The organism is Brevibacterium sp. HMSC08F02, assembly GCF_001807555.1.
Classification (GTDB): Bacteria; Actinomycetota; Actinomycetes; order Actinomycetales; family Brevibacteriaceae; genus Brevibacterium; species Brevibacterium ravenspurgense.
Map to the genome: position 1 here is coordinate 1 of NZ_KV789345.1, position 18609 is coordinate 18609.

The 18609-nt window shown below is 64.0% G+C and carries 16 protein-coding genes and 1 rRNA gene; 8 read left to right on the plus strand and 9 right to left on the minus strand.

Going from position 1 to position 18609, the window contains the following annotated elements:
- Positions 1-91 precede the first annotated feature (91 nt).
- The 3 genes from rrf (at position 92) to HMPREF3172_RS01755 (ending at position 2461) form a co-directional block, all read left to right on the plus strand.
- A 5S ribosomal RNA gene (rrf, locus tag HMPREF3172_RS01745) occupies positions 92-205 on the plus strand.
- 244 nt (positions 206-449) lie between these two features.
- On the plus strand, positions 450-1166 hold the full coding sequence (locus tag HMPREF3172_RS01750) for an SIR2 family NAD-dependent protein deacylase (protein WP_070514949.1): 717 nt from the start codon (positions 450-452) through the stop codon (positions 1164-1166).
- Positions 1167-1183: 17 nt separating this feature from the next.
- Positions 1184-2461, plus strand: coding sequence for a pyridoxal phosphate-dependent aminotransferase (locus HMPREF3172_RS01755; RefSeq protein WP_256173100.1), 1278 nt, complete (start codon positions 1184-1186; stop codon positions 2459-2461).
- Between the two features lie 94 nt (positions 2462-2555).
- Here HMPREF3172_RS01755 and HMPREF3172_RS01760 read toward each other — a convergent pair whose 3' ends face one another.
- From HMPREF3172_RS01760 to HMPREF3172_RS01795, 8 genes are all read right to left on the minus strand, one after another.
- Entirely contained in the window at positions 2556-4511 is a 1956-nt protein-coding gene (locus tag HMPREF3172_RS01760; RefSeq protein ID WP_070514951.1) for an acetate--CoA ligase, read from the minus strand.
- Between the two features lie 111 nt (positions 4512-4622).
- Entirely contained in the window at positions 4623-4982 is a 360-nt protein-coding gene (locus tag HMPREF3172_RS01765; RefSeq protein ID WP_308313783.1) for an ArsR/SmtB family transcription factor, read from the minus strand.
- Between the two features lie 34 nt (positions 4983-5016).
- Positions 5017-5556 (minus strand): peptidoglycan-binding protein, encoded by a 540-nt coding sequence (locus HMPREF3172_RS01770; RefSeq protein WP_370919337.1) that lies wholly within the window; start codon positions 5554-5556, stop codon positions 5017-5019.
- 167 nt (positions 5557-5723) lie between these two features.
- Entirely contained in the window at positions 5724-6461 is a 738-nt protein-coding gene (locus HMPREF3172_RS01775; protein WP_070514953.1) for a hypothetical protein, read from the minus strand.
- Positions 6462-6762: 301 nt separating this feature from the next.
- Complete coding sequence (locus HMPREF3172_RS01780; protein WP_176746117.1) at positions 6763-7737, minus strand: NAD-dependent epimerase/dehydratase family protein; 975 nt, start codon at positions 7735-7737, stop codon at positions 6763-6765.
- Complete coding sequence (locus tag HMPREF3172_RS01785) at positions 7737-10466, minus strand: alpha/beta fold hydrolase (protein ID WP_070514958.1); 2730 nt, start codon at positions 10464-10466, stop codon at positions 7737-7739. The genes HMPREF3172_RS01780 and HMPREF3172_RS01785 overlap by 1 nt, the downstream gene beginning before the upstream one ends.
- A 33-nt stretch (positions 10467-10499) precedes the next feature.
- Entirely contained in the window at positions 10500-11528 is a 1029-nt protein-coding gene (locus tag HMPREF3172_RS01790) for a 3-oxoacyl-ACP synthase III (protein ID WP_176746118.1), read from the minus strand.
- Positions 11529-11662: 134 nt separating this feature from the next.
- Entirely contained in the window at positions 11663-12232 is a 570-nt protein-coding gene (locus tag HMPREF3172_RS01795; protein ID WP_070514960.1) for a dienelactone hydrolase family protein, read from the minus strand.
- Between the two features lie 85 nt (positions 12233-12317).
- Between HMPREF3172_RS01795 and HMPREF3172_RS01800 the strand changes: the two genes are divergently transcribed.
- The 3 genes from HMPREF3172_RS01800 to HMPREF3172_RS01810 are packed head-to-tail and all read left to right on the plus strand — an operon-like array spanning position 12318 to position 15668.
- Positions 12318-13649: an MFS transporter gene (locus tag HMPREF3172_RS01800; RefSeq protein WP_070514962.1), complete on the plus strand. Its 1332-nt coding sequence runs from the start codon at positions 12318-12320 to the stop codon at positions 13647-13649.
- 52 nt (positions 13650-13701) lie between these two features.
- Positions 13702-14922 carry an alpha-hydroxy acid oxidase gene (locus HMPREF3172_RS01805; protein WP_070514964.1) on the plus strand — a complete coding sequence of 407 codons (1221 nt, stop codon included), beginning with the start codon at positions 13702-13704 and terminating at the stop codon, positions 14920-14922.
- Positions 14922-15668 (plus strand): TSUP family transporter, encoded by a 747-nt coding sequence (locus tag HMPREF3172_RS01810; RefSeq protein WP_070514965.1) that lies wholly within the window; start codon positions 14922-14924, stop codon positions 15666-15668. Before HMPREF3172_RS01805 ends, HMPREF3172_RS01810 begins: the two co-directional genes overlap by 1 nt.
- 65 nt (positions 15669-15733) lie before the next feature.
- On the opposite strand, the gene HMPREF3172_RS01815 is transcribed toward HMPREF3172_RS01810, so the two are convergent.
- A complete protein-coding gene (locus HMPREF3172_RS01815) occupies positions 15734-16441 on the minus strand; it encodes an NUDIX hydrolase (protein ID WP_141741551.1) in 708 nt (235 codons plus the stop codon).
- Positions 16442-16557: 116 nt separating this feature from the next.
- Here HMPREF3172_RS01815 and HMPREF3172_RS01820 point away from each other — a divergent pair, with 116 nt between their 5' ends.
- Both HMPREF3172_RS01820 and cls read left to right on the plus strand, forming a co-directional pair.
- Positions 16558-17016, plus strand: a complete 459-nt coding sequence (locus tag HMPREF3172_RS01820; protein WP_070514969.1) for a MaoC family dehydratase — start codon at positions 16558-16560, stop codon at positions 17014-17016.
- 110 nt (positions 17017-17126) lie between these two features.
- Positions 17127-18608, plus strand: coding sequence for a cardiolipin synthase (gene cls / locus HMPREF3172_RS01825; protein ID WP_070514971.1), 1482 nt, complete (start codon positions 17127-17129; stop codon positions 18606-18608).
- Position 18609: the final 1 nt, after the last annotated feature.

The following is an 18609-nucleotide window of genomic DNA, read 5'->3' on the forward strand; positions in this document are numbered from 1 at the left end:
GTGCCAAGGCGAGTAACACAACAAACACCAACAACAAACACTTGGTGATCGCGTCCACACACAAACGTATTTCAATAACACCCAAAGATTTTGCGGTGGTAAAAGCGTCAGGGAAACGCCCGGTCCCCATTCCGAACCCGGAAGCTAAGCCTGACAGCGCTGATGGTACTGCACACATGTGTGGGAGAGTAAGACACCGCCGCAATCACCCATAACGAAGGCCCTGACAGGTTGCCCCCGCGGGTTGAGCATTAACTTGCTCCCCGGGGCACCTGCAGGGCCTTCACCCATTTACAGAGACTTTTTCATGAGCGCCGCTGGCGCCTCTTCCTTTTGCACCCCGAGTATCCCAGCATGCTTGGGGTGTTTTCGTCTGCACGCTCACATGACCCTCACCCGCGTCTTATTCGCCGCAGTAGGCTGGGAGCTGTGAAGTGAGGAGGCAGGAAATGCGCATCACCTTTCTAACCGGAGCCGGCCTGAGCACAGCTGCCGGCATACCCGACTTCCGCGGCCCACAGGGTGTGTGGACGCGTGATCCTCTTGCAGAGCGCATGTCCACTCTGTCCTGGTATCTGAAAAGCCCCGAAGTGCGGGAGCGTGCTTGGCAGATGCGCCTTGAATCGGGCATTTGGGCGGCATCGCCAACAGAAGCTCACCACCGCATTGCACAAGCTGAGAATCAGGCCGACGTCAAAGCCGTCGTCACCCAGAACACCGACGGTCTGCACACCCTGGCAGGATCCAGCCCCGACAAGGTTCTTGAAGTCCACGGAAGCGCACGTACCTGGCAATGTGAAGACTGTGACGCCACCGGCCCTATGGAAGATCAGATTCGCCGGGTCAAAGACGGCGAACCTGACCCTTCGTGCCCTCAGTGCGGCGGTATCACCCGCGCGACGACCATCCTCTTCGAAGAAATGCTGAAGACCGATGTCATAGAAGCAGCATTCGAAGCGGCTGAAAACTGCGATTGGATTATCGCCATCGGGACCTCACTGTCAGTCACTCCCGTGGCGCACATGTTCCCCATGGCAATCGAGGCGGGCGCCCGCGGTTTGATCCTCAACGCTGAGCCAACTCCATTCGACCCATACGCAGAAGAGGTGGTCCGCGGTGACCTGCAGGAGACGGTGCCGCGGGTCTTGGATGAACTTCTCGGCTGACCTGGCACTATAGAGGCATGAAGCCAACGTCGTCATCTAAATCCGCTCTGTCTCACGTGGCGGCCACCGCCGATCCTCTGGGGGAGGGCGCCCCGGTCGCCGCGCCCCGCGAAGCTGTTTCTGCCCGCGTATCCAAAGTGCAGCGATTCAGGGTCCTCGACATCCTGGGTCGCGTGGCCCAGCTGCGAGCTGAAGGGCGCGATGTCATTTCGCTGTGTGTGGGCGAACCGGGTCAGGGCGCTCCGAGTGCCGTCCGCAAGCGTGCCGCCGACGCTGTCCTCGACGGCACCGACCTGGGGTATTCGCCGGTCGAGGGCATCGCACCCCTGCGCGAAGCGCTGGCCGGCCACTACAAGCGCTGGTACGACATCGACATTGACCCCAGCCGGTTCATTGTCACGGCAGGCTCTTCCGGTGCCTTCCAGCTGTCGTTCCTCACCTGCTTCGACGTGGGCGACAGGGTTGCACTTGCCCGCCCCGGCTACGCCGCCTACAAAAACATTCTCAAGGCACTCGGCATCGACGTGGTCGAACTCGACTGCGGTGAAGAAGTCCGCTTCCAGCCAACCGTCGAAATGCTGGAAGAAGAACACGAAAAAGCGCCCCTGTCCGGTGTCATGGTGGCTTCACCGGCCAACCCGACCGGCACCATGATCGACGCCGACCACATGTCAGAACTCGCCGACTGGTGCGATCGTGAAGGGGTGCGCCTGATTTCGGATGAGATCTACCACGGCATCACATTCGGCGATTCCGTCGGCACAACAGCGGTCGAATGCTCTGACGAAGCCATTGTCATCAGCTCGTTCTCCAAGTACTGGGGTATGACCGGCTGGCGTCTGGGCTGGATGATCGTCCCGGAAGAACTCGTGGAACCCATCAAGGCACTCGCAGGCAACCTCACGCTGTGCGCCCCCGTGCCGTCCCAGTTCGCTGCTGTTGAAGCCTTCTCAGAGTCAGCCTACGAAGAGGGTGCGAAGGCCGTTGAGGGCTTCGCCGCCGCCCGCCAGGCCGTGCTCGATGCCGTTGACGAACTCGGCTGGACGGGGCTTGCCCCGGCCGATGGTGCGTTCTACATGTACGCGACGATCACCCCGGTGCTCGGTGACTTCGCCAACGCGATCGACTGGTGCGCAGCACTTCTGGAAGAAGAGGGCGTGGCCGTGTCTCCCGGCAGCGACTTCGACAGCGTCCACGGCGACCATGCCGTGCGCATCTCACTCGCCGCGGGCCATGAGGCCGTCGTCGAAGCACTCGAGCGCATCAAACGCTTCCAGGCGCGCCACGGGGCCTGACCGAACCTTCAGACCAGGTGAGAAAAGGACGAGGCGGAGCTCCACCTCGTCCTTTTTCGTGCCGGTTCTGGGGTCACCAGAACCGGTTCAGCGTTCAGTCCTGGCGCAGCGAGGGGCGGATGGCGTCGAGAACCGCCATGTCCTCAATCGTCGAAGGGACAGCCGCGTCTGCTTTGCCCTCGGCGATTTCGCGCATTGTCTTGCGCAGGATCTTACCGGAGCGGGTCTTCGGCAGAGCCTCGACGACAGTCGCCGACTTCAATGCCGCCACCGGCCCGACTTCAACGCGCACCTGAGCGACAAGCTCCTTTTCCAGTGCTGCGTGATCAACGTCTTCGTGCCCTGCCTTGAGCACCACCAGGGCTCGTGGAATCTGGCCCTTCACCGGGTCGGACAGGCCGATGACAGCGCATTCGGCAACCGCCGGGTGGGATGCCACAGCTGCTTCCAGAGCGCCCGCGGACAGGCGGTGGCCGGCAACGTTGATGACGTCGTCGGTGCGGCCCATGACGTAGACGTAGCCGTCTTCGTCGACACATCCGCCGTCACCGGTGAGGTAGGCGCCCTCAATCGACGACAGGTACGAATCGACGTAGCGTTCGTCGTCACCCCACACGGTTGCGAGTGTTCCGGGCGGAAGCGGCAGGCTGACGATGATGAGGCCTTCTTCCCCCGGTTCCATTTCGTTTCCGGCAGCGTCGACAACCCGCACGTCGTAGCCGGGAACCGCCATGGCGGGCGAGCCCGGGTTGATGGGGTATTCGTGCAGGCCGATGGGGTTGGCCGCAATCGGCCACCCGGTTTCGGTCTGCCACCAGTTGTCGAACACCGGAATGTCCCGGCCAGTGGCCTCGGCGAGCTTTTCGGTCGTCCACTTGTAGGTTTCGGGGTCGAGGCGCTCTCCGGCTTGGATCCACGCGCGCAGGTGGCGCATGGGGTGCTTGGCCATGAGTTCGCCTTCGGGGTCTTCCTTGCGGATGACGCGCATGGCGGTCGGGGCGCCGTAGAACAGGCGCACGTCGTATTCGTCGACCACCCGGAAGAACGTGCCGGCATCCGGCACTCCGACGGGCTTGCCTTCGAACACGATGGTGGTGACACCTGACAGCAGCGGCGCGTACACGATGTAGGAGTGGCCGACCACCCAGCCGACATCGGATGCACAGAAGATGGTGTGGCCGGGGTGCAGGTCGTAGAGGTTCTTCATCGACCACGTCAGCGCCACTGCGTAGCCGCCGGCGTCGCGCACAATGCCCTTCGGCTTGCCCGTGGTGCCGGACGTGTAGAGCACGTACAGTTCGTCCGTCGCTTTGATGGCCACGGGTGCCGCACCGGTGGGGGTCTGCTCCATGAGCTCGTCAAAGGAGTATTCGCTGTACTGGGCTCCCGAGGCGGTGGTCGCGTTTTCGCCCTTGACCTCGGCTGGGATCAGGTCGCGCTGGTAGACGATGCTGAGTGCCGGAACGTGCTCGACTTCGTCAAGGGCGGCATCGACCATGGGCTTGTATTCGACTTTCCGCGACGGTTCGATGCCGCCGGATGCCGACACGATGGCCTTGGGCTTGAGGTCGTTGATGCGCACTGCGAGTTCGCGGGCGGAGAACCCGCCGAAGACAACCGAGTGGACCGCACCAATGCGCGCACAGGCGAGCATTGCGACAACCGCCTGCGGGATCATCGGCATGTAGATGATGACGCGGTCGCCCTTTTCGACGCCCTTGTCCTGCAGCACTTTGGCGAACCGTGCCGTGGTGTCTGTCAGTTCGCGGTAGCTGATCTTCTGCTTGGAGTCGGTGACGGGGGAGTCGTAGATGAGTGCGGTGTCCTCACCCCGGCCGGCTTCGACGTGGCGGTCAAGCGCGTTGTAGCAGACGTTGAGTTCGCCGTCGGGGAACCAGCGGTACAGCGGTGCGCGCGAATCGTCGAGCGCGCGGGTGGGCTTGGTGTCCCAGTCGATTCCCTCTGCCGCTTCGAGCCAAAAGGCTTCGCGGTCCTCCACTGCGCGGCGCGCGGCGGTTTCGTAGGCGTTTTCTTTGTGTGCGGTGGTCATGATGCCCCCTGTGTGTGGTGCGCCTCACGTTGAGTGCGGTGATGTAGACCACCATACTCCTGAGGTTTTCGGACCGTGCCTCCGGCTGGGCAGGCCAGTGGAGAGGGGCAGTCAGTCGCAGAGTTCGGCCGAGTGGGCCAGGGCGTCCTGAATGATGTGGGTGACGTGGTGGTCGGTCACTTCGTAGTGGGCTTCGCGGCCGGAGCGCTTGACGCTGACCAGGCGCTGATTGCGCAGCGTGCGCAGGTGCTGTGACACCAGCGGCTGCGACAGGTTGGTCAGCAGCACGAGTTCTGACACCGTCAGCGGAGAGTGGGACAGCGCAAGCAGGATCCGCAGGCGCGACGGGGTGGCGAGGACTTTGAAGATATCGGCCGTGAGCTCAATGGCCTGAGCGTCCGTCAGGTCGTCTGGAATGCGGAGTTCGCCGTCGTCATCGAACTTCAGGTGCGGGTATGCGTCACGTGCCATGCGCACCAGTGTATTCCAGGCCTGCCTGCAGTTTTCATTTCGGCGCGGCCGCGAGGATGTCGGCGGCCAGCGGTTCCCACTTCGCGTAGGCCTCAGGGTGGGCGGAGCGCTGCACCGTCTGGGCGGCGTCGTTTTTGCTCATCTTCTGCCAGCCGGAGATCTGCGTGAGTCCGGCGTTCTTCACCTTCGGGTTGACGCCGTAGAACGCGGTCGTGGCGTGGTGGACGCTGAGCACCTGACTGTCGGTTCCCCAGCCCTGGGAGGGGCGCTGCTGGAAAACCCCGAGCGAGTCTCGGTCCCCGTAGGGTAGGTTGCGCAATGACGATTCCTGCATTGCGGTCATGAGTGCGATCTCGATCCCCGCGTCGGGTATCGAATGTTCGCGCCCGATGTCGATGATGGTCTGCGCGATTTCCATCTGGCCGGAATCCAAGGCCGAGGCCGAGGTGGGGGCCAGTTTCTCTGACACCTTCTCTTTGGCTGCCTGCCGCTGGTCGGGGTCTGAGAGGGCCCCCGTTATTGCGGTGCCCGCGGCGAAGAGCCCCAGAGCGAAAAGTCCGGCTGCCACGCCCATGACAGTGCTGCGGAGGTGTCGGCGCCCTTCCCCTGTGCGGCGCCGAACCTTACGGCCGGATGGCCGTCTGCGTCCTGTCTTTCTGCGTGTCACGCCCTCACTTTAGGCGTTTGGGCACCACTTGCCGAACTGCTTCCCCAAGCGGCGGCCAGTGCCCAGCGCACGTGTCAGCTGATTGCCGGTGCGTCCTTGTTGGCCTTCAGCAGTGCGGTGGCCAGGCCTTCCCACTGCGCGTAGCGGTGCGGGTAGCCAGAGCGCTGGACAGCCTGGGCGGCGTCGTTCTTGCTCATCTTCTGCCAGCCGGAAATCTGCTTGAGCCCGGGGTTCTTCACCTTCGGGTTGACGCCGTAGAAGGCTTTTGCGGAGTACACGCGGTCCATGATCTGCGACTTCGATCCCCACGCGTACTTGGGGCGCTGCTGGAACAGGCCGATGGAGTCCTTGTCGCCGTAGTTGATGTTGTACAGGTCTGATTCCTGCTTGGCGGTCATGAGCGCGATGATGATCGCGTCGTCACTCATGCCTGCGCCTTTGCCGACGCCGATGATGATGCGTGCGTTCTCGGCCTGGTCGCGGTCGATTCCCTTGGGCTGCGGGCCGGGCTTCGCCGCCTTCTTGGCGGGAGCCTTCTTTTCGGCCGGCTTGGGTGCGGGCTTCGGGGCCTTCTTCTGCTGGGCCTTGCGCGCCTTGTCGGCTTCTTCCGGGGTCACGTGCTGGGTGGCCGGGCCGCCGACCGAGGTGTACTCGCCGCTGTCTTCCGAGGTGCCGCCCTGGGGGCTGCTGCCGGCCTGCGGGGCGTTGTGGTCAATGACATTGCCGCTGAGGGCGCTGGCCGGTCCTGCAAAGAGGAGGGAGCTTGCCGCTGCGCAGCCGAGTGCGGTGGCGGTCGTGTAGATGATTCGCATGATCCTCGTTTCGGGAAGTGGAAGATTCGAGCTCCCGAAACTGTAGCGAAAAATCTGTCAAGTTTCACACGCCGAAAAATCAGAAGCGTTACATCTATGTAAGTAACTCTGTGACCTGCTGAAACACACTCATGTAGTTCGGCGCCCAAAATTACCCTGCGCAAAGTTCCGAAATCCCGGATGTGTGAAGTTTGGTGAGGCAGGGCGGTGCCGTGTGCCGCGCAGTCCTGTTCTCCACCTCGTGTCCGGGCATAGAAAAGGGGCCCGGCATAAGTGCCGAGCCCCTCCGCGCAGACAGGGTCTATGCGGTTCCGCCGTAGTGGGCGGCGACCCTGCGCAGGCCCTCTTCAATCGATACCGCGGGCGTCCAGTTCAGAACACTGTGCGTGGTCCGCTGATCAAACCAGTGAGCGGTGGACAGCTGTTCGGCCAAGAACTCGGTGATCGGCGGTTCGTCGTCGAAATCACCGGCCGTCCACACCTTTTCAATGACCTTGCCGGCGACTTTCGCAGCCCCCACGGGAACGCGCAGGGTCGGTTCGGCCGAACCGCCGGCAACGGCAATCCGGCGCATGAGTTCGCCGATGGGACGCGGCTGGCCGTTCGTCACCACGAGAGCCATCCCGTGCGTGTGCTCCACGGCAGACAGCGCGGCGACGATCGCATCGACCGCGTTGTCAATGTAGAGGGTGTCGACCATTGCCAGGCCCGAGCCCAGCAGCGGCAGCCTGCCCTGGGCGGCGCGGTCGATGATCCGTTCGGTCAGCTGCGGTTCACCCGGACCCCACATGAGGTGGGGGCGCAGGGCGAGCACCCGAAACTCATCGTGCGATGCGGCAAGGGCCACACGTTCGCCGGCGGCCTTTGTGCGGGCGTACTCGCCGCGGGCGGCCTCGGGATCGGCAGGACCCGCACCGTCGCCGACAAGGGAATCACCCGAGTGGGCAACAGACGGTGATGAAATGTGCACCATGCGGCCGATGCCGGCTTGCTGGGCGCGGGCCACAATGTTCGCGGTGCCTTCGATGTTGACCTTTTCGAATTCTTCGGGAGCTCCGACCATCGACACTTTCGCGGCCATGTGGATGAGAGCATCCTGCCCGGCAACAGCACGGTCAACAGTCTCAATGTCCGTGACGGAGCCCTGAATGTCACGAGCGCCCTCAACTCCGGAGGGACGGCGCTGCAGAGTGGTGACCTCGTGGCCCTGCGCAATGAGCGCACGCGCCGTAGAACTGCCCAGAAGACCGGATGCACCGGTGATGAGAACCTTCATCAGACGCTCCTTCCCACCGGCGCACCGGAAAGCACGCGGGATGCCCACGCGCCCAACGCAGAGCGGCCGACTTTGGAATTGTGGCGAATATCAGTGGGGAATTCGGGCGCGACGAGAACCGCCGCAACATCGAGGCCCATGCGGTCAAGAACTGCCGCGCGGATGTCATCGATGATCGGCTGCGAGGCAAGACCCGGCTGCAGGTCCTGCGGACCACCCGGTTCAAGCACCACGACGAGAGCCTGTGTGCCCACCGGGCCCACGCCGACTGCCGCGCAGCGGGTCACCCCGTCGGTGCGTTCGGCAATGGACTCCACGGCACCCGGGCCGATGGGGCCGGCGGGACCGGCGATTACGTGCTGGACGCGCCCTTCCAGCCACAGGCGGCCCTTGGCGTCAAAACGGCCGATATCGCCCGTGCGGTGCCATGCCTTCGCACCGCCGTGCTCATCGCGGCGAGCATCGGCGTCGGTCTTCCACAGACGGTCGTAGCCGTCCTTGAGGTGAGCGGCGGACACGACGAACTCACTGAGCACGCCGATGCCGTCCTCCAGGGCAATCGTGTGTTCGCTGGGTTTGCCCTCGGCATCGAGCGGGGCGAGCTTGAAGTCGACCGGGCCGATCGGCCTTCCCACACAGACCCCGCCGACAACTGAGGATTCGGGGTCAGCCGCATCCGCCTCGGCCTCGACGGCGCCGGGGAAGTCGATGTTGGTCAGCAGCAGACTCTCCGTCATGCCGTAGGGCGAATTGATCTGCGCGTTCGGGAAGACTTCCGCGATCTGCTCCATGAGCACGGTCGGCACGGGAGCTCCGGCAGACAGCGCCAGTTCAATGCCCGCGCAGGCCTCGCGCTGCTCATCACTCAGAGCGACGGCGGTTTTGACGACGTTTGTGTAGGCGGCAGGTGAAGCGAACACCATGGTGCAGCCGGCCTCGATGATGGCATCGGCCAGAGCGGAAGCCGTGAGAGTGGCGGGTTTTGTCACCGACATGTTCGGCGTGACGCTCACCGCGCCCAGCCCCGGACCCAAAAGAGCAAACGGCGCGAAGCCGGCAACCAGCCCCGTGCCGGGACGAACATCGAATTCGGCGCCGAGGATGCGCATGAGCTCGCCAAGACCGCGGTGCGTGTAGCGCACGCCCTTCGCCGGTCCGGTGGAGCCGGAGGTGAAGAGAATCGCCGCATCGTCATCGAGTTCCGGCACGGCAATCGCGTCGCGGTCGCGCACAACGGTCCGCGACAGCGCCGTGATTGAGGTTTCGACCTTCAGCGCTCGCGCGCGCAGCTTCGGCAGCGGCAGAACGGAGATGCGGCGGCCGGGCCACCCTCCGGCCCGTGCCAGGGTCAGCCCCGGAGTTTCGCCGATGATCCACTGCGGGTCGGCGGCTTTGACCGCCCGGGTCATGCCGGCCGGCCCCAGGCCCGCGTCGGCGACGACGACAACCCCGCCGACCTTGAGGACCGCGTAGGCGGCCGCCGTGAGGTTGTTGCCCGGTTCGATCAGCAGGCTGACCCGGTCGCCCTTGCGCAGACCCATCGCCTTCAGCCCTGCAGCAATGTTGTCGACAACACCTGCCAGCTGTGCCCAGGACACTGCCTGGGCTGGTTTGGCTGACATGTCGACGCTCGCGATTGAGCGTTCGTGCCGCTTGGCATCGAGTGCTGAGAACACGAAGTCTGGTTCGGGTCCTTCTTGCTGGGCCGGACCGCTTTCTTCCGCCGAGGTGGAGGGACCCTCATTCTGTCCGCTCACGTTGGCGTCAAGCCACTGGAAGATGGTTTCCCAGTACGGGACGTCTTCGACGAACAGGTGGGAGGTCTTCTCAAAGCGGTGGATGTCCGCCTGCGGCAGGCGCTCGCGAAGATCGCGCAGATAACGCTCCAAGAAGACGGGGTCTTTCGGACCCCACATGAGAAGCGCGGGATTGGTCATGCGGGCGATGTCAGCGCCGACGCGCTGCAGTTCGGCGTGGGACGGGTGGTTTTCGTCCACCGGAATGTCTGCGACGAAGCCGCCCACACCGCCGCGGCGCTGCGCTGACGCGTAGGGCCTGCGATAGGCGCGGCGAAGAGGATCCGAGATGTCTTTCGACAAGCGCAGGGTGGTGCGGATGAACGCGTCGGTGTACACGGTCGAACCGGCCAGCAGGGGGCCTGCCAGCGCCGCCCGCAGAGGTGCCGGGATGGATGCGTCCTCCGGCTGGTGCACGGCGGTGTTGAGGCTCATGGCCGCGCTGATGCGGTCGGTGTTGCGGGCTGCCCAACCCAGCGAAATGACCCCACCCCAGTCGTGGCCGAGTGTGACCAGCGGGAGGCTGTCGTCGACAAGCTCAGAGATGAGCGCGTCAAGCTGATTGATGCGGTCGGCCAGACGGAAATAGCCGGTGCCGTGCGGTGTGGGAACCGGGTGCGCGACGCGCTCTGAATAGCCCATGTCCAGGTGGTCGGGAGCAATGATCCGCCACGCGGTGCCGCCTGCCTGCGCCAGATCGATGGATGCCTGTGCGAGCCTGCGCCACATGTAGGACCACGTGGGATTGCCGTGTACGGCGACGATCGTGCCGGCGGGTTCTGCACCGATGTCCCTGAGTGCATCGGCGGTGTCGAGAACGTGGAAGGTGTGCTCGCCGACCGTGACCAGGCGGGACCACCGGGGGTCCCATTCGGGAAGATTCGGCGGCAGCTGCGCGGCAGCGGCTGGAAGAGGGCTGTTTTCAGTCGGCAATGAGCTTCTCTCCTCTTAGTGTGCCGGTGGTGTTTACCAGATGATCTCCGTCATGGACGTGTTGAGGCCTGAGCCCACGCCCATTGCCAGAACACGGTCACCGGACTTGAGCGACTCGACTTCGCGGGCAAGTGTGATCGGCAGAGACGCGGGGCCCACATTGCCCAGCTCGGGGTACGTCTTCGGAACCCGGTCCATGGGGATCTTCGCGGCCTTCGTGATCGCGTTGACGTGGACATCGGACACCTGGTGCATGATGTAGCGGTCCATGTCGGTCCAGTCCCACCCGTTTTCGTGGGCTTCTTCCCACGCCGAGGTGACCAGCTGCATGCCGTTGGACAGCAGGCCCGCGGTGTCGGTGAACATGCCGTCGTGGTCGCCCACGCACAGTTTGTGATTCCACGTGGCCGCACGCGTCACACTGCCGAGGATCCGGTGGCCCTCAGGGTGCTTGTCTGAACGTCCGAGAACGGCGGCCGCCGCACCTGAGCCCAGGGTCAGGGAGGCGAATTCCTCGAGGTATTCGGCGCGGGTGATTCCTTCGCGCTGCAGGCGGTTGAGGGTGGCCCGCTGCACTTTCGAGGCATCTTCGGAGGCCACGACGAGCGCGTATTCGATGGCGCCGGATTCGATCATGGTTGCGGCGACTGCCATGGCATTGACGAAGCCCAGGCACGCATTGGCGATGTCGAAGTTCATGGCCGACGACGGAAGTCCGATGCCGTCGTGAATGGACACCGCCACAGACGGTTCGAGGTTGGCACGCGTGACCGACGCGTTGATCATCAGCCCGATCTGCTGGGCTTCGATGCCGGCTTCAGCGAGTGCCTTCTTGCCGGCCGCAATGCCGCCTTCGACGAACCCGCCGGAGTCCTCTGCCCAGTTGCGGCGCGAATTGACACCCGCGACCCGCTGCAGGAGACCTTCGGGCAGCCCTAAGCGGTCAAGCGTGGACTTCAGCTGTTCGTCGTAGAAAGCAGACGTCACTTCGATGGGTGCAGTCACTTCCGAGACACTCAGAAGCGATGTGTTCTCGTGCCGAAGCGTCGTGTTTCCGTTCAACAGCGTCCAGTCCCTGGTTCCCAGAACCGGACGACAAGTGCGCGCGGCTCCGTTGGATGAATGAATAGTGCCCAATCAATCCTAATGGGTGGCCGCTGACCGCGTGTCCGGGGTCAGCTATCTGACTGCAGGCGTCAGCGAATGGTCGCCAGGATGGTGTCCCACATCTTCTGTGCCAGTTCCGGGCTGTATTCCGGCGCGGTTGGGTCGCCGAAAAGGTGCGCGCTGCCGGGGTAGACGTGTGCCGACGCCTGCGCACCGGCGGCCCGGGCGGATTCGATGAGCGTCTCAGCCTGCTGAGCATCAACCCATTCGTCGCCTTCCGTGTAGTGCATCTGCAGCCAGCAGTCGCCGTTCCACGACGTGGGCTTCGGTACGCCGCCGGCGTGGCACAGAAATGCGCCGGCGGCCTGCGGGCGGCGTTTGCCGAAGGACTGCGCCATGGCAGCCCCAAGGGAGAATCCGCCGAAGTAGATGGGGCCGTCAAGCCCCAGTCCGTCAATCGCGCCGGAGGCCCGCTGGGCGAGTGCCGGAAAACCGATCTCGTCGCGGTAGGCGATGCCGTCGGGAACGTTGTCGAAGACATTGCCGTCGTAGAAGTCCGGCATGTGCACCGTGTGGCCGGCTTCGGAGAACACACCGGCAATGCGGTGCATGCCGTCGTTCAGGCCGAGTGCTGAGTGGAAGAGAACGATCTGTGCCATGGTGCCGAGTCTAAACGTGAGCTGTGACATAATCACGCCGGCGGGGCGCCAGTCGCCCAGCCCACACACAGAAGAACAGAGGATCATGACCCAGACGATTTCCACCTCGGCCCCGGAGAAGATGACTCCCGGAGCCCGCAGGGCAGTGACAGCATCCGTCCTCGGCACCATCATCGAGTGGTACGACTACGCGCTCTACGGCGCGGTCGCCGGCATGATCATCGGTCCGCTGTTCTTCCCGTCCGATGCCAGCAGCGCAGAAACCTTCGCAGCCCTGGCAACCTTCGGCGTGGGCTTCCTCGCCCGCCCCCTGGGCGGAATCGTCATCGGACATTTGGGCGATACGCGCGGCCGCAAGACCGCCATGATCCTCACGATCGTGCTCATGGCCGGCGCGACCGTCGGCATGGGCCTGCTGCCCACCGCCGCGCAGGTTGGGATGCTCGCCCCGATCCTGCTGATCCTCCTGCGCTTTGTGCAGGGCTTCGGCGCCGGTGCCGAACTGTCCGGTGCCGTAACGCTCGTGGCTGAATACGTGCCGGTGCGCCGGCGTGGACTCTTCACCGGTATTGTCCTGGCCGCCCCGCCGGCCGGCATTTCCCTGGCGACTGCCGCGTTCTTCATCGTCAGCGGACTGAGTGAAGAGCAGCTGTTCGGCTGGGGTTGGCGCGTTCCGTTCCTTGTTTCCGCCGTCCTGTTCCTCGTGGCGTTCTACATTCGCCGCCGCCTGGAGGAAACCCCGGAGTACGTGGCCGCGCAGGAACTGGCAGAGCAGAAGAAGCGCGACACCACGATGCCGCTGAAGTACGTTCTGAAGAACTTCCCCAAGCAGATTGTGGTGGGCTTCCTGTCGATCGTCGGCCACAACGCCATGCAGTACACGCTCGCCACGTTCTCGATCGGCTTCATGCTCAGCATTGAAGGCGGACTCGACCGGCCCCAGGCGCTGCTGGCGGTTGTCATCGGCTCAGCGGTCGCAGTGGTGACCACCCCGTTCGGCGGGATGCTTGCCGACAGGATCGGCGCATCGAAGGTCATGGCGGCGGCAAGCCTCATGATGGTCGTCCTCAGCTGGCCCATCTTCCTGCTGCTCAAGACCGGCGAATTCGGTCCGTCCGCTCTGGCGATCGCCCTGGGCTACGGACTCATCATCACCGGGACCTCGGGCGGGCAGGGAGCCCTGCTTGCCAACCTGTTCCCCGCGCACGTGCGCCTGTCCGGCATGTCCTTTGTGCGCGAACTCAACGGGGCGTTGATTGCGGGCTTTTCGCCGATGATCGTGGCCATGCTCATCAGCGCAGCCGGCGGCGGTCTGTGGCTGGCAGTCGGCTACCTCATGCTGTGCGGACTGATCTCGGCTGTCGCAATCCTGCTGTCCGGGCGGATGGGCGACAACGAAAACTCGGCCCTGGTCTGAGTTCGCCGGAGCACACCCGAAGCGCCGGTTGGGCCGTGGGTACTATTCGACTATGGCTGTTACGCGACGTATTCCCCGGTGGTCCGACCTTGCTCCGCTCCTGCAGTTCGACGTTGAGTTCAATCGACGTCGGGCCCGCCTGTCCCGCGTGGGCGACATCTACGATCTGCGGAAGATCGCCAAGCGGCGCACACCCACGGCCGCCTTCGACTACGTTGACGGAGCCGCGCAGGCTGAACTGACCTACGACGGCAACCGCAAAGCTTTCGACGACATCGAACTGACGCCGGCAATCCTCGCCGGCTCAGCTGATGTCGATCTCAGTGCGGAGGTTGCCGGACGTACTTTCGACCTGCCCGTCGGAATTGCGCCGACTGGGTTTACCCGCATGATGCAGACCGAGGGCGAAATCGCCGGTGTGCGGGCCGCGGAGCGCTTCGGCGTTCCGTTCACCCTGTCGACCATGGGCACGCGCTCAATCGAAGACGTCGCCGCGGCAGCGCCGGCAGCGGCCAAGTGGTTCCAGCTGTATCTGTTTGCTGACCGCGCAGTGTCCCAGGATCTGCTGAAGCGCGCGGCCGCAAACGGCTTCGACACGCTGCTCGTCACCGTCGACACAACGGTTGCCGGGCAGCGTCTGCGCGATGTCCGCAACGGCATGACCGTCCCGCCGAAGCTCACAGCCGGCACGGTTTTCGACGCGTCCTACCGTCCGGAATGGTGGTTCAACTTCCTCACGTCCGACCCGCTGTCCTTCGCAACCCTGTCGGGCAAGACCAGCGACCTGCCCAGCCTCATCAACTCGATGTTCGACCCCACGCTGTCGATGGACGACCTGCGCTGGATCCGCGAACAGTGGCCGGGCAAGCTGTTCGTCAAGGGCGTCCTGACAGAAGACGACGCGCGTCGTTCGCTCGACGCCGGCGCTGACGGCCTCGTCGTGTCCAACCACGGCGGCAGGCAGCTGGACAAGGCGCCCATCAGCCTGGATGCGCTCCCGCGGGTGCGCGAAGCCGCCGGTGACGATGTCGACATCATCCTGGACTCCGGTGTTATGCGCGGTTCGGACATTGTGACCGCCCTGGCGCTCGGCGCTGACTTCACGCTCATCGGCAGGGCCTACCTGTACGGCCTCATGGCCGCCGGCGAGGCGGGTGTCAACAAGGTGCTCGACCTGCTGCGCCAGGAGATCATCGTGTCGATGCAGCTCATGGGCGCACAGTCACTGCGCGACCTCAACCCCGACATGGTCAGCAGGATCACCCGCAGCTGATGACAACGGCAGCGATCGTCATCGGCCTCATCGCCGTTTTCTGCGGAGCCGCTCTTCAGCGGATCTCCGGAATCGGCGTCGGCCTGGTCGCTGCCCCCGTCTTCACCCTGCTGGCCGGCCCGCAGCTGGGCGTCTTCGTCACGAACACGGCGACGATCATCTCCGGACTGCTGATCGGCCTGGCGGTTCTCAGCGAAGTCGACTGGAAGCGCTTCGGGTTCCTTGCCGGTTTCGCTGTGCTCGGAGCGTGGCCGGCCGCGCTGCTGGTCCGCGACGCCAACCCGGCGATTCTCACGATCTTCATCGGCGGCATCGTGCTCATTGCTCTCATGACAACCTTCAGCGCACCGCGCCTGCCCCAGGTGTCATCGAGCGCACTGACCGCGGCCACCGGCATCACGGCCAGCTTCCTCAACACGACGGCGGGTGTTTCCGCCCCCGCGATGGTCATCTACGCCCGGGTGTCCCGCTGGCCCCAGCGCAGCTTCGCCGCGACCATGCAGCCAACCTTCATGGTGCTGGCCATCCTGTCGGTCACCACGAAGCTCATCGCGGGAGTCGAAGTTGTTGAAAGCCTGCCGCCATGGTGGTTCTTCACCGCACTCGTTGCCGCCGTCATTGCGGGTGTTGCCGTAGGCAGTGCGGCAGCCCGACGAGTATCGGCCGCCGGCATGCGCCGCGTGGCCGTCGTGCTCGTGACCCTCGGTGCGCTCGCCACCGTGGTCCGCGGCATCATCCTGCTGTAGCCGACGGCCCTAACGCCCCCGCACAGCCGGCGAGACTGCCGGCAGCGTGCGCAGTCCGCGCGAAACTACAGTCCGTACTTCCGGTGGTGCTTATCATCTGCTGTGCTGCTGTCCGGCCGGTCCGGCACAATGCCCCGCCCCGCGCTGATCTCAGACGGATCACCGAGTTCGTGAACCGAGCGCAGCAGCGAATACGTGGGCCGCCACAGGCGAATGTCACCGGCGTAGAACTGCTCCAGAAGATCCCCGGTGTAAGCCCATCGGCCAACAGAGGCTTCCGTCGTCGTGTTCTCCAAGTGCAGATCAGACGCGTCGAGCGCATAGAAGAACGTGTCAAAACGACGCGGATAACCCGGGGGAGTGGTCCACACGTCCCACGGCACACACGCCTCGGGTGCTGCCACAGCACCCGTTTCCTCTTCCAGTTCCCGCAGTGCGGCCGCCAGCAGAACCGCCGCCGGCACCGCCTCATCCTGCCCGGGCTGGTGCCCCGCCGAACCGGGACCAAAACTCAAATCCACCGCGTCACCCCACAGGCGCGCGTGCTCCTGGGCAACAGGACAGCGGAAGTCGGCGGCGCCTCGTGAGAAGTCAATCAGATCAACCCTGCCGCCCGGATAGGCGACAACACCTGCAGCGAAGTCCATGCTCGTGCGGCGGTGCTGAACAAACACCTCGAGCCCACCGGCTGGGCGGCCGCGCAGGGCGAGCACGCTCACTGCGGGTCGAATCGGCACTGGGCCACTAGCCCCAGTCACGGGTGTGCCAGCCATGAGACCTCCCTGTCGCTGAAACTCGATCATAATTCGCCAGTGCGCACAGCCGCCCGCGGTCCTAGGATGGGAACGTGCGCCACACAGGGGTGACGCACGGACACAAAGGAGGAGCGGTGCTCGAAATCCACGGCCTGGAAGGCCTTCAGGACAACGTCGGCAAGGTTCTCGGATCAAGCGGCTGGATCACGGTCGACCAACAGCGCATCAACGCCTTCGCCGATGCAACCGGCGACCACCAGTGGATCCACGTTGACGTCGACCGCGCCGCGGCAGGCCCCTTCGGTGCACCGATCGCCCACGGCTTCCTGACGCTGTCGCTCATTCCGCTGCTGTCATCCGAAGCTGTCAGCGTCACCGGCATGAAGGCGAAGATCAACTACGGCTGCAACAAAGTGCGGTTCCCCAGCCCGGTCCGCGTCGGTGCGCGCCTGCGCGATACCGTGGAGCTGACCGAAGTGAACGTCAAAAGCTCCGGCATTCAGGTGGTCATGACACACACGATCGAAATCGAAGGTGAAGAACGGCCGGCATGCATCGCCGAGGCCGTCACCATCATGATCCCGGCGGACTGACCCGCTTCGGGCTGACCCGCTTCGGCTTGGTGCAGCCGCTGCCGGCGGCTACGCCGGCACCAGCTGTGTCGACCCGACGCACCGCACACAGGAAGTGATACTCGGGCCCTATGGACTGGCTGTTCTCGATCGACTCGTCGTGGCCCCTGTGGCGCGTTCTGCTGGCCCTCATTCCCGACCTCATCATCCGCCTGGCGGTGCTCGGCTGGGTGCCGTACAGGCGCAAGCCGTCTTCAGCGCTCGGGTGGTTGCTGGCCATCTACCTGATCCCGTACGTCGGCGTTGCCGTCTACCTGATGCTGGGGCGCGCCAAATTTCCCAAGCGCAGACGCCGCCGACAGCAGACAGTGTCCGACCTCATCCGGGAGACCACCGACAATCAAGCGGTCATCGGCACGGAAGAGGGCCTGCGCCGAGCGCACCTGACAGCCGCCCGGCTCAACTCTTCGCTGGGCGCACTGCCGCTGGTGTACGGCAACGAAATCGACCTCATGCCGGAAACTCGTGAGGCGATCAAGCAGATGGCCCAGGCGGTAGATGAGGCCGAACACTACGTCCACTTCGAGTTCTACATCGTCGCCTACGATCAGACCTCCGCGACGCTGTTCGACGCTCTTCTTCGTGCCCACGAACGCGGTGTGACGGTGCGGGTGCTCATCGACCACATCGGCTCGCTCGGCTTTCCCGGCTATTCGAAGCTTGTGAAGATGCTCGATGAATCCGGAATCGACTGGCACCGCAGCCTGCCCATCCGCCCGTGGCGAGGTGAATACCAGCGGCCCGACCTGCGCAACCACCGCAAACTGCTGGTTGTCGACGGCACGCTCGGGTTCACGGGATCGCTCAACATCATCGACCCTTCCTACAACAAGCGCTCGAATCTGCGGCGGGGCTATCAGTGGAAAGACCAGTTCATTGCCTGCCGCGGCCCCGTGGTGCGAGAACTCGACGCAGTGTTCGGAACCGACTGGTACGCCGAAACCGGTGTCATCCTGTCCGAAGAGCTCACACTCGAACTGCACGCGCCGGAATCCGGTGGGCTTGCCGCCCAGGTTGTGCCCAGCGGCCCGGGCTTTGAACTGGAGAACAACCTCAAGCTGTTCAACCACCTCATCTACAACGCAGCCGAACAGCTGGTCATCTGCTCGCCGTACTTTGTGCCGGACGAGTCCCTCAAACAGGCGCTCGTCTCGATTGGGCATTCCGGGGTGGACGTGCGGATCTACGTGTCTGAACAGTCCAATCACTACATTGCGCAGAAAGCGCAGGAATCCTATTACGACGAACTCATTGAGGCCGGTGTGCGGATTTTCCGCTATCCGGCGCCGACGGTTCTGCACTCGAAGTTCATCATCGTCGATGACGACATCACCGTCATCGGATCATCGAACATGGACGAGCGCTCCTTCACCATGAACATGGAGCTCTCAGTGCTCATCGTGTCGGAAGACTTCGCGTCGCGGATGTACGAACTCGAACGGGCCGAATACGCATCGACGTCGGAAGAACTTGAACTTGAGGTGTGGCGTCAGCGTCCCCTGGGTGTTAAGTACATGGAAAACGTGTGCCGGTTGACCTCTTCGCTGCTGTAAA

Excerpts from the sequence above, each read along its gene's own strand:
- HMPREF3172_RS01775 (WP_070514953.1), bottom strand. The coding sequence starts at position 6,461 with ATGCGAATCATCTACACGACCGCCACCGCACTCGGCTGCGCAGCGGCA.
- HMPREF3172_RS01810 (WP_070514965.1), top strand. The coding sequence starts at position 14,922 with ATGACAACGGCAGCGATCGTCATCGGCCTCATCGCCGTTTTCTGCGGA.
- HMPREF3172_RS01800 (WP_070514962.1), top strand. The coding sequence starts at position 12,318 with ATGACCCAGACGATTTCCACCTCGGCCCCGGAGAAGATGACTCCCGGA.
- HMPREF3172_RS01795 (WP_070514960.1), bottom strand. The coding sequence starts at position 12,232 with ATGGCACAGATCGTTCTCTTCCACTCAGCACTCGGCCTGAACGACGGC.
- HMPREF3172_RS01760 (WP_070514951.1), bottom strand. The coding sequence starts at position 4,511 with ATGACCACCGCACACAAAGAAAACGCCTACGAAACCGCCGCGCGCCGC.
- HMPREF3172_RS01815 (WP_141741551.1), bottom strand. The coding sequence starts at position 16,441 with ATGGCTGGCACACCCGTGACTGGGGCTAGTGGCCCAGTGCCGATTCGA.
- HMPREF3172_RS01805 (WP_070514964.1), top strand. The coding sequence starts at position 13,702 with ATGGCTGTTACGCGACGTATTCCCCGGTGGTCCGACCTTGCTCCGCTC.
- HMPREF3172_RS01770 (WP_370919337.1), bottom strand. The coding sequence starts at position 5,556 with ATGGGCGTGGCAGCCGGACTTTTCGCTCTGGGGCTCTTCGCCGCGGGC.
- HMPREF3172_RS01780 (WP_176746117.1), bottom strand. The coding sequence starts at position 7,737 with ATGAAGGTTCTCATCACCGGTGCATCCGGTCTTCTGGGCAGTTCTACG.
- HMPREF3172_RS01765 (WP_308313783.1), bottom strand. The coding sequence starts at position 4,982 with ATGGCACGTGACGCATACCCGCACCTGAAGTTCGATGACGACGGCGAA.
- HMPREF3172_RS01750 (WP_070514949.1), top strand. The coding sequence starts at position 450 with ATGCGCATCACCTTTCTAACCGGAGCCGGCCTGAGCACAGCTGCCGGC.
- HMPREF3172_RS01755 (WP_256173100.1), top strand. The coding sequence starts at position 1,184 with ATGAAGCCAACGTCGTCATCTAAATCCGCTCTGTCTCACGTGGCGGCC.
- cls (WP_070514971.1), top strand. The coding sequence starts at position 17,127 with ATGGACTGGCTGTTCTCGATCGACTCGTCGTGGCCCCTGTGGCGCGTT.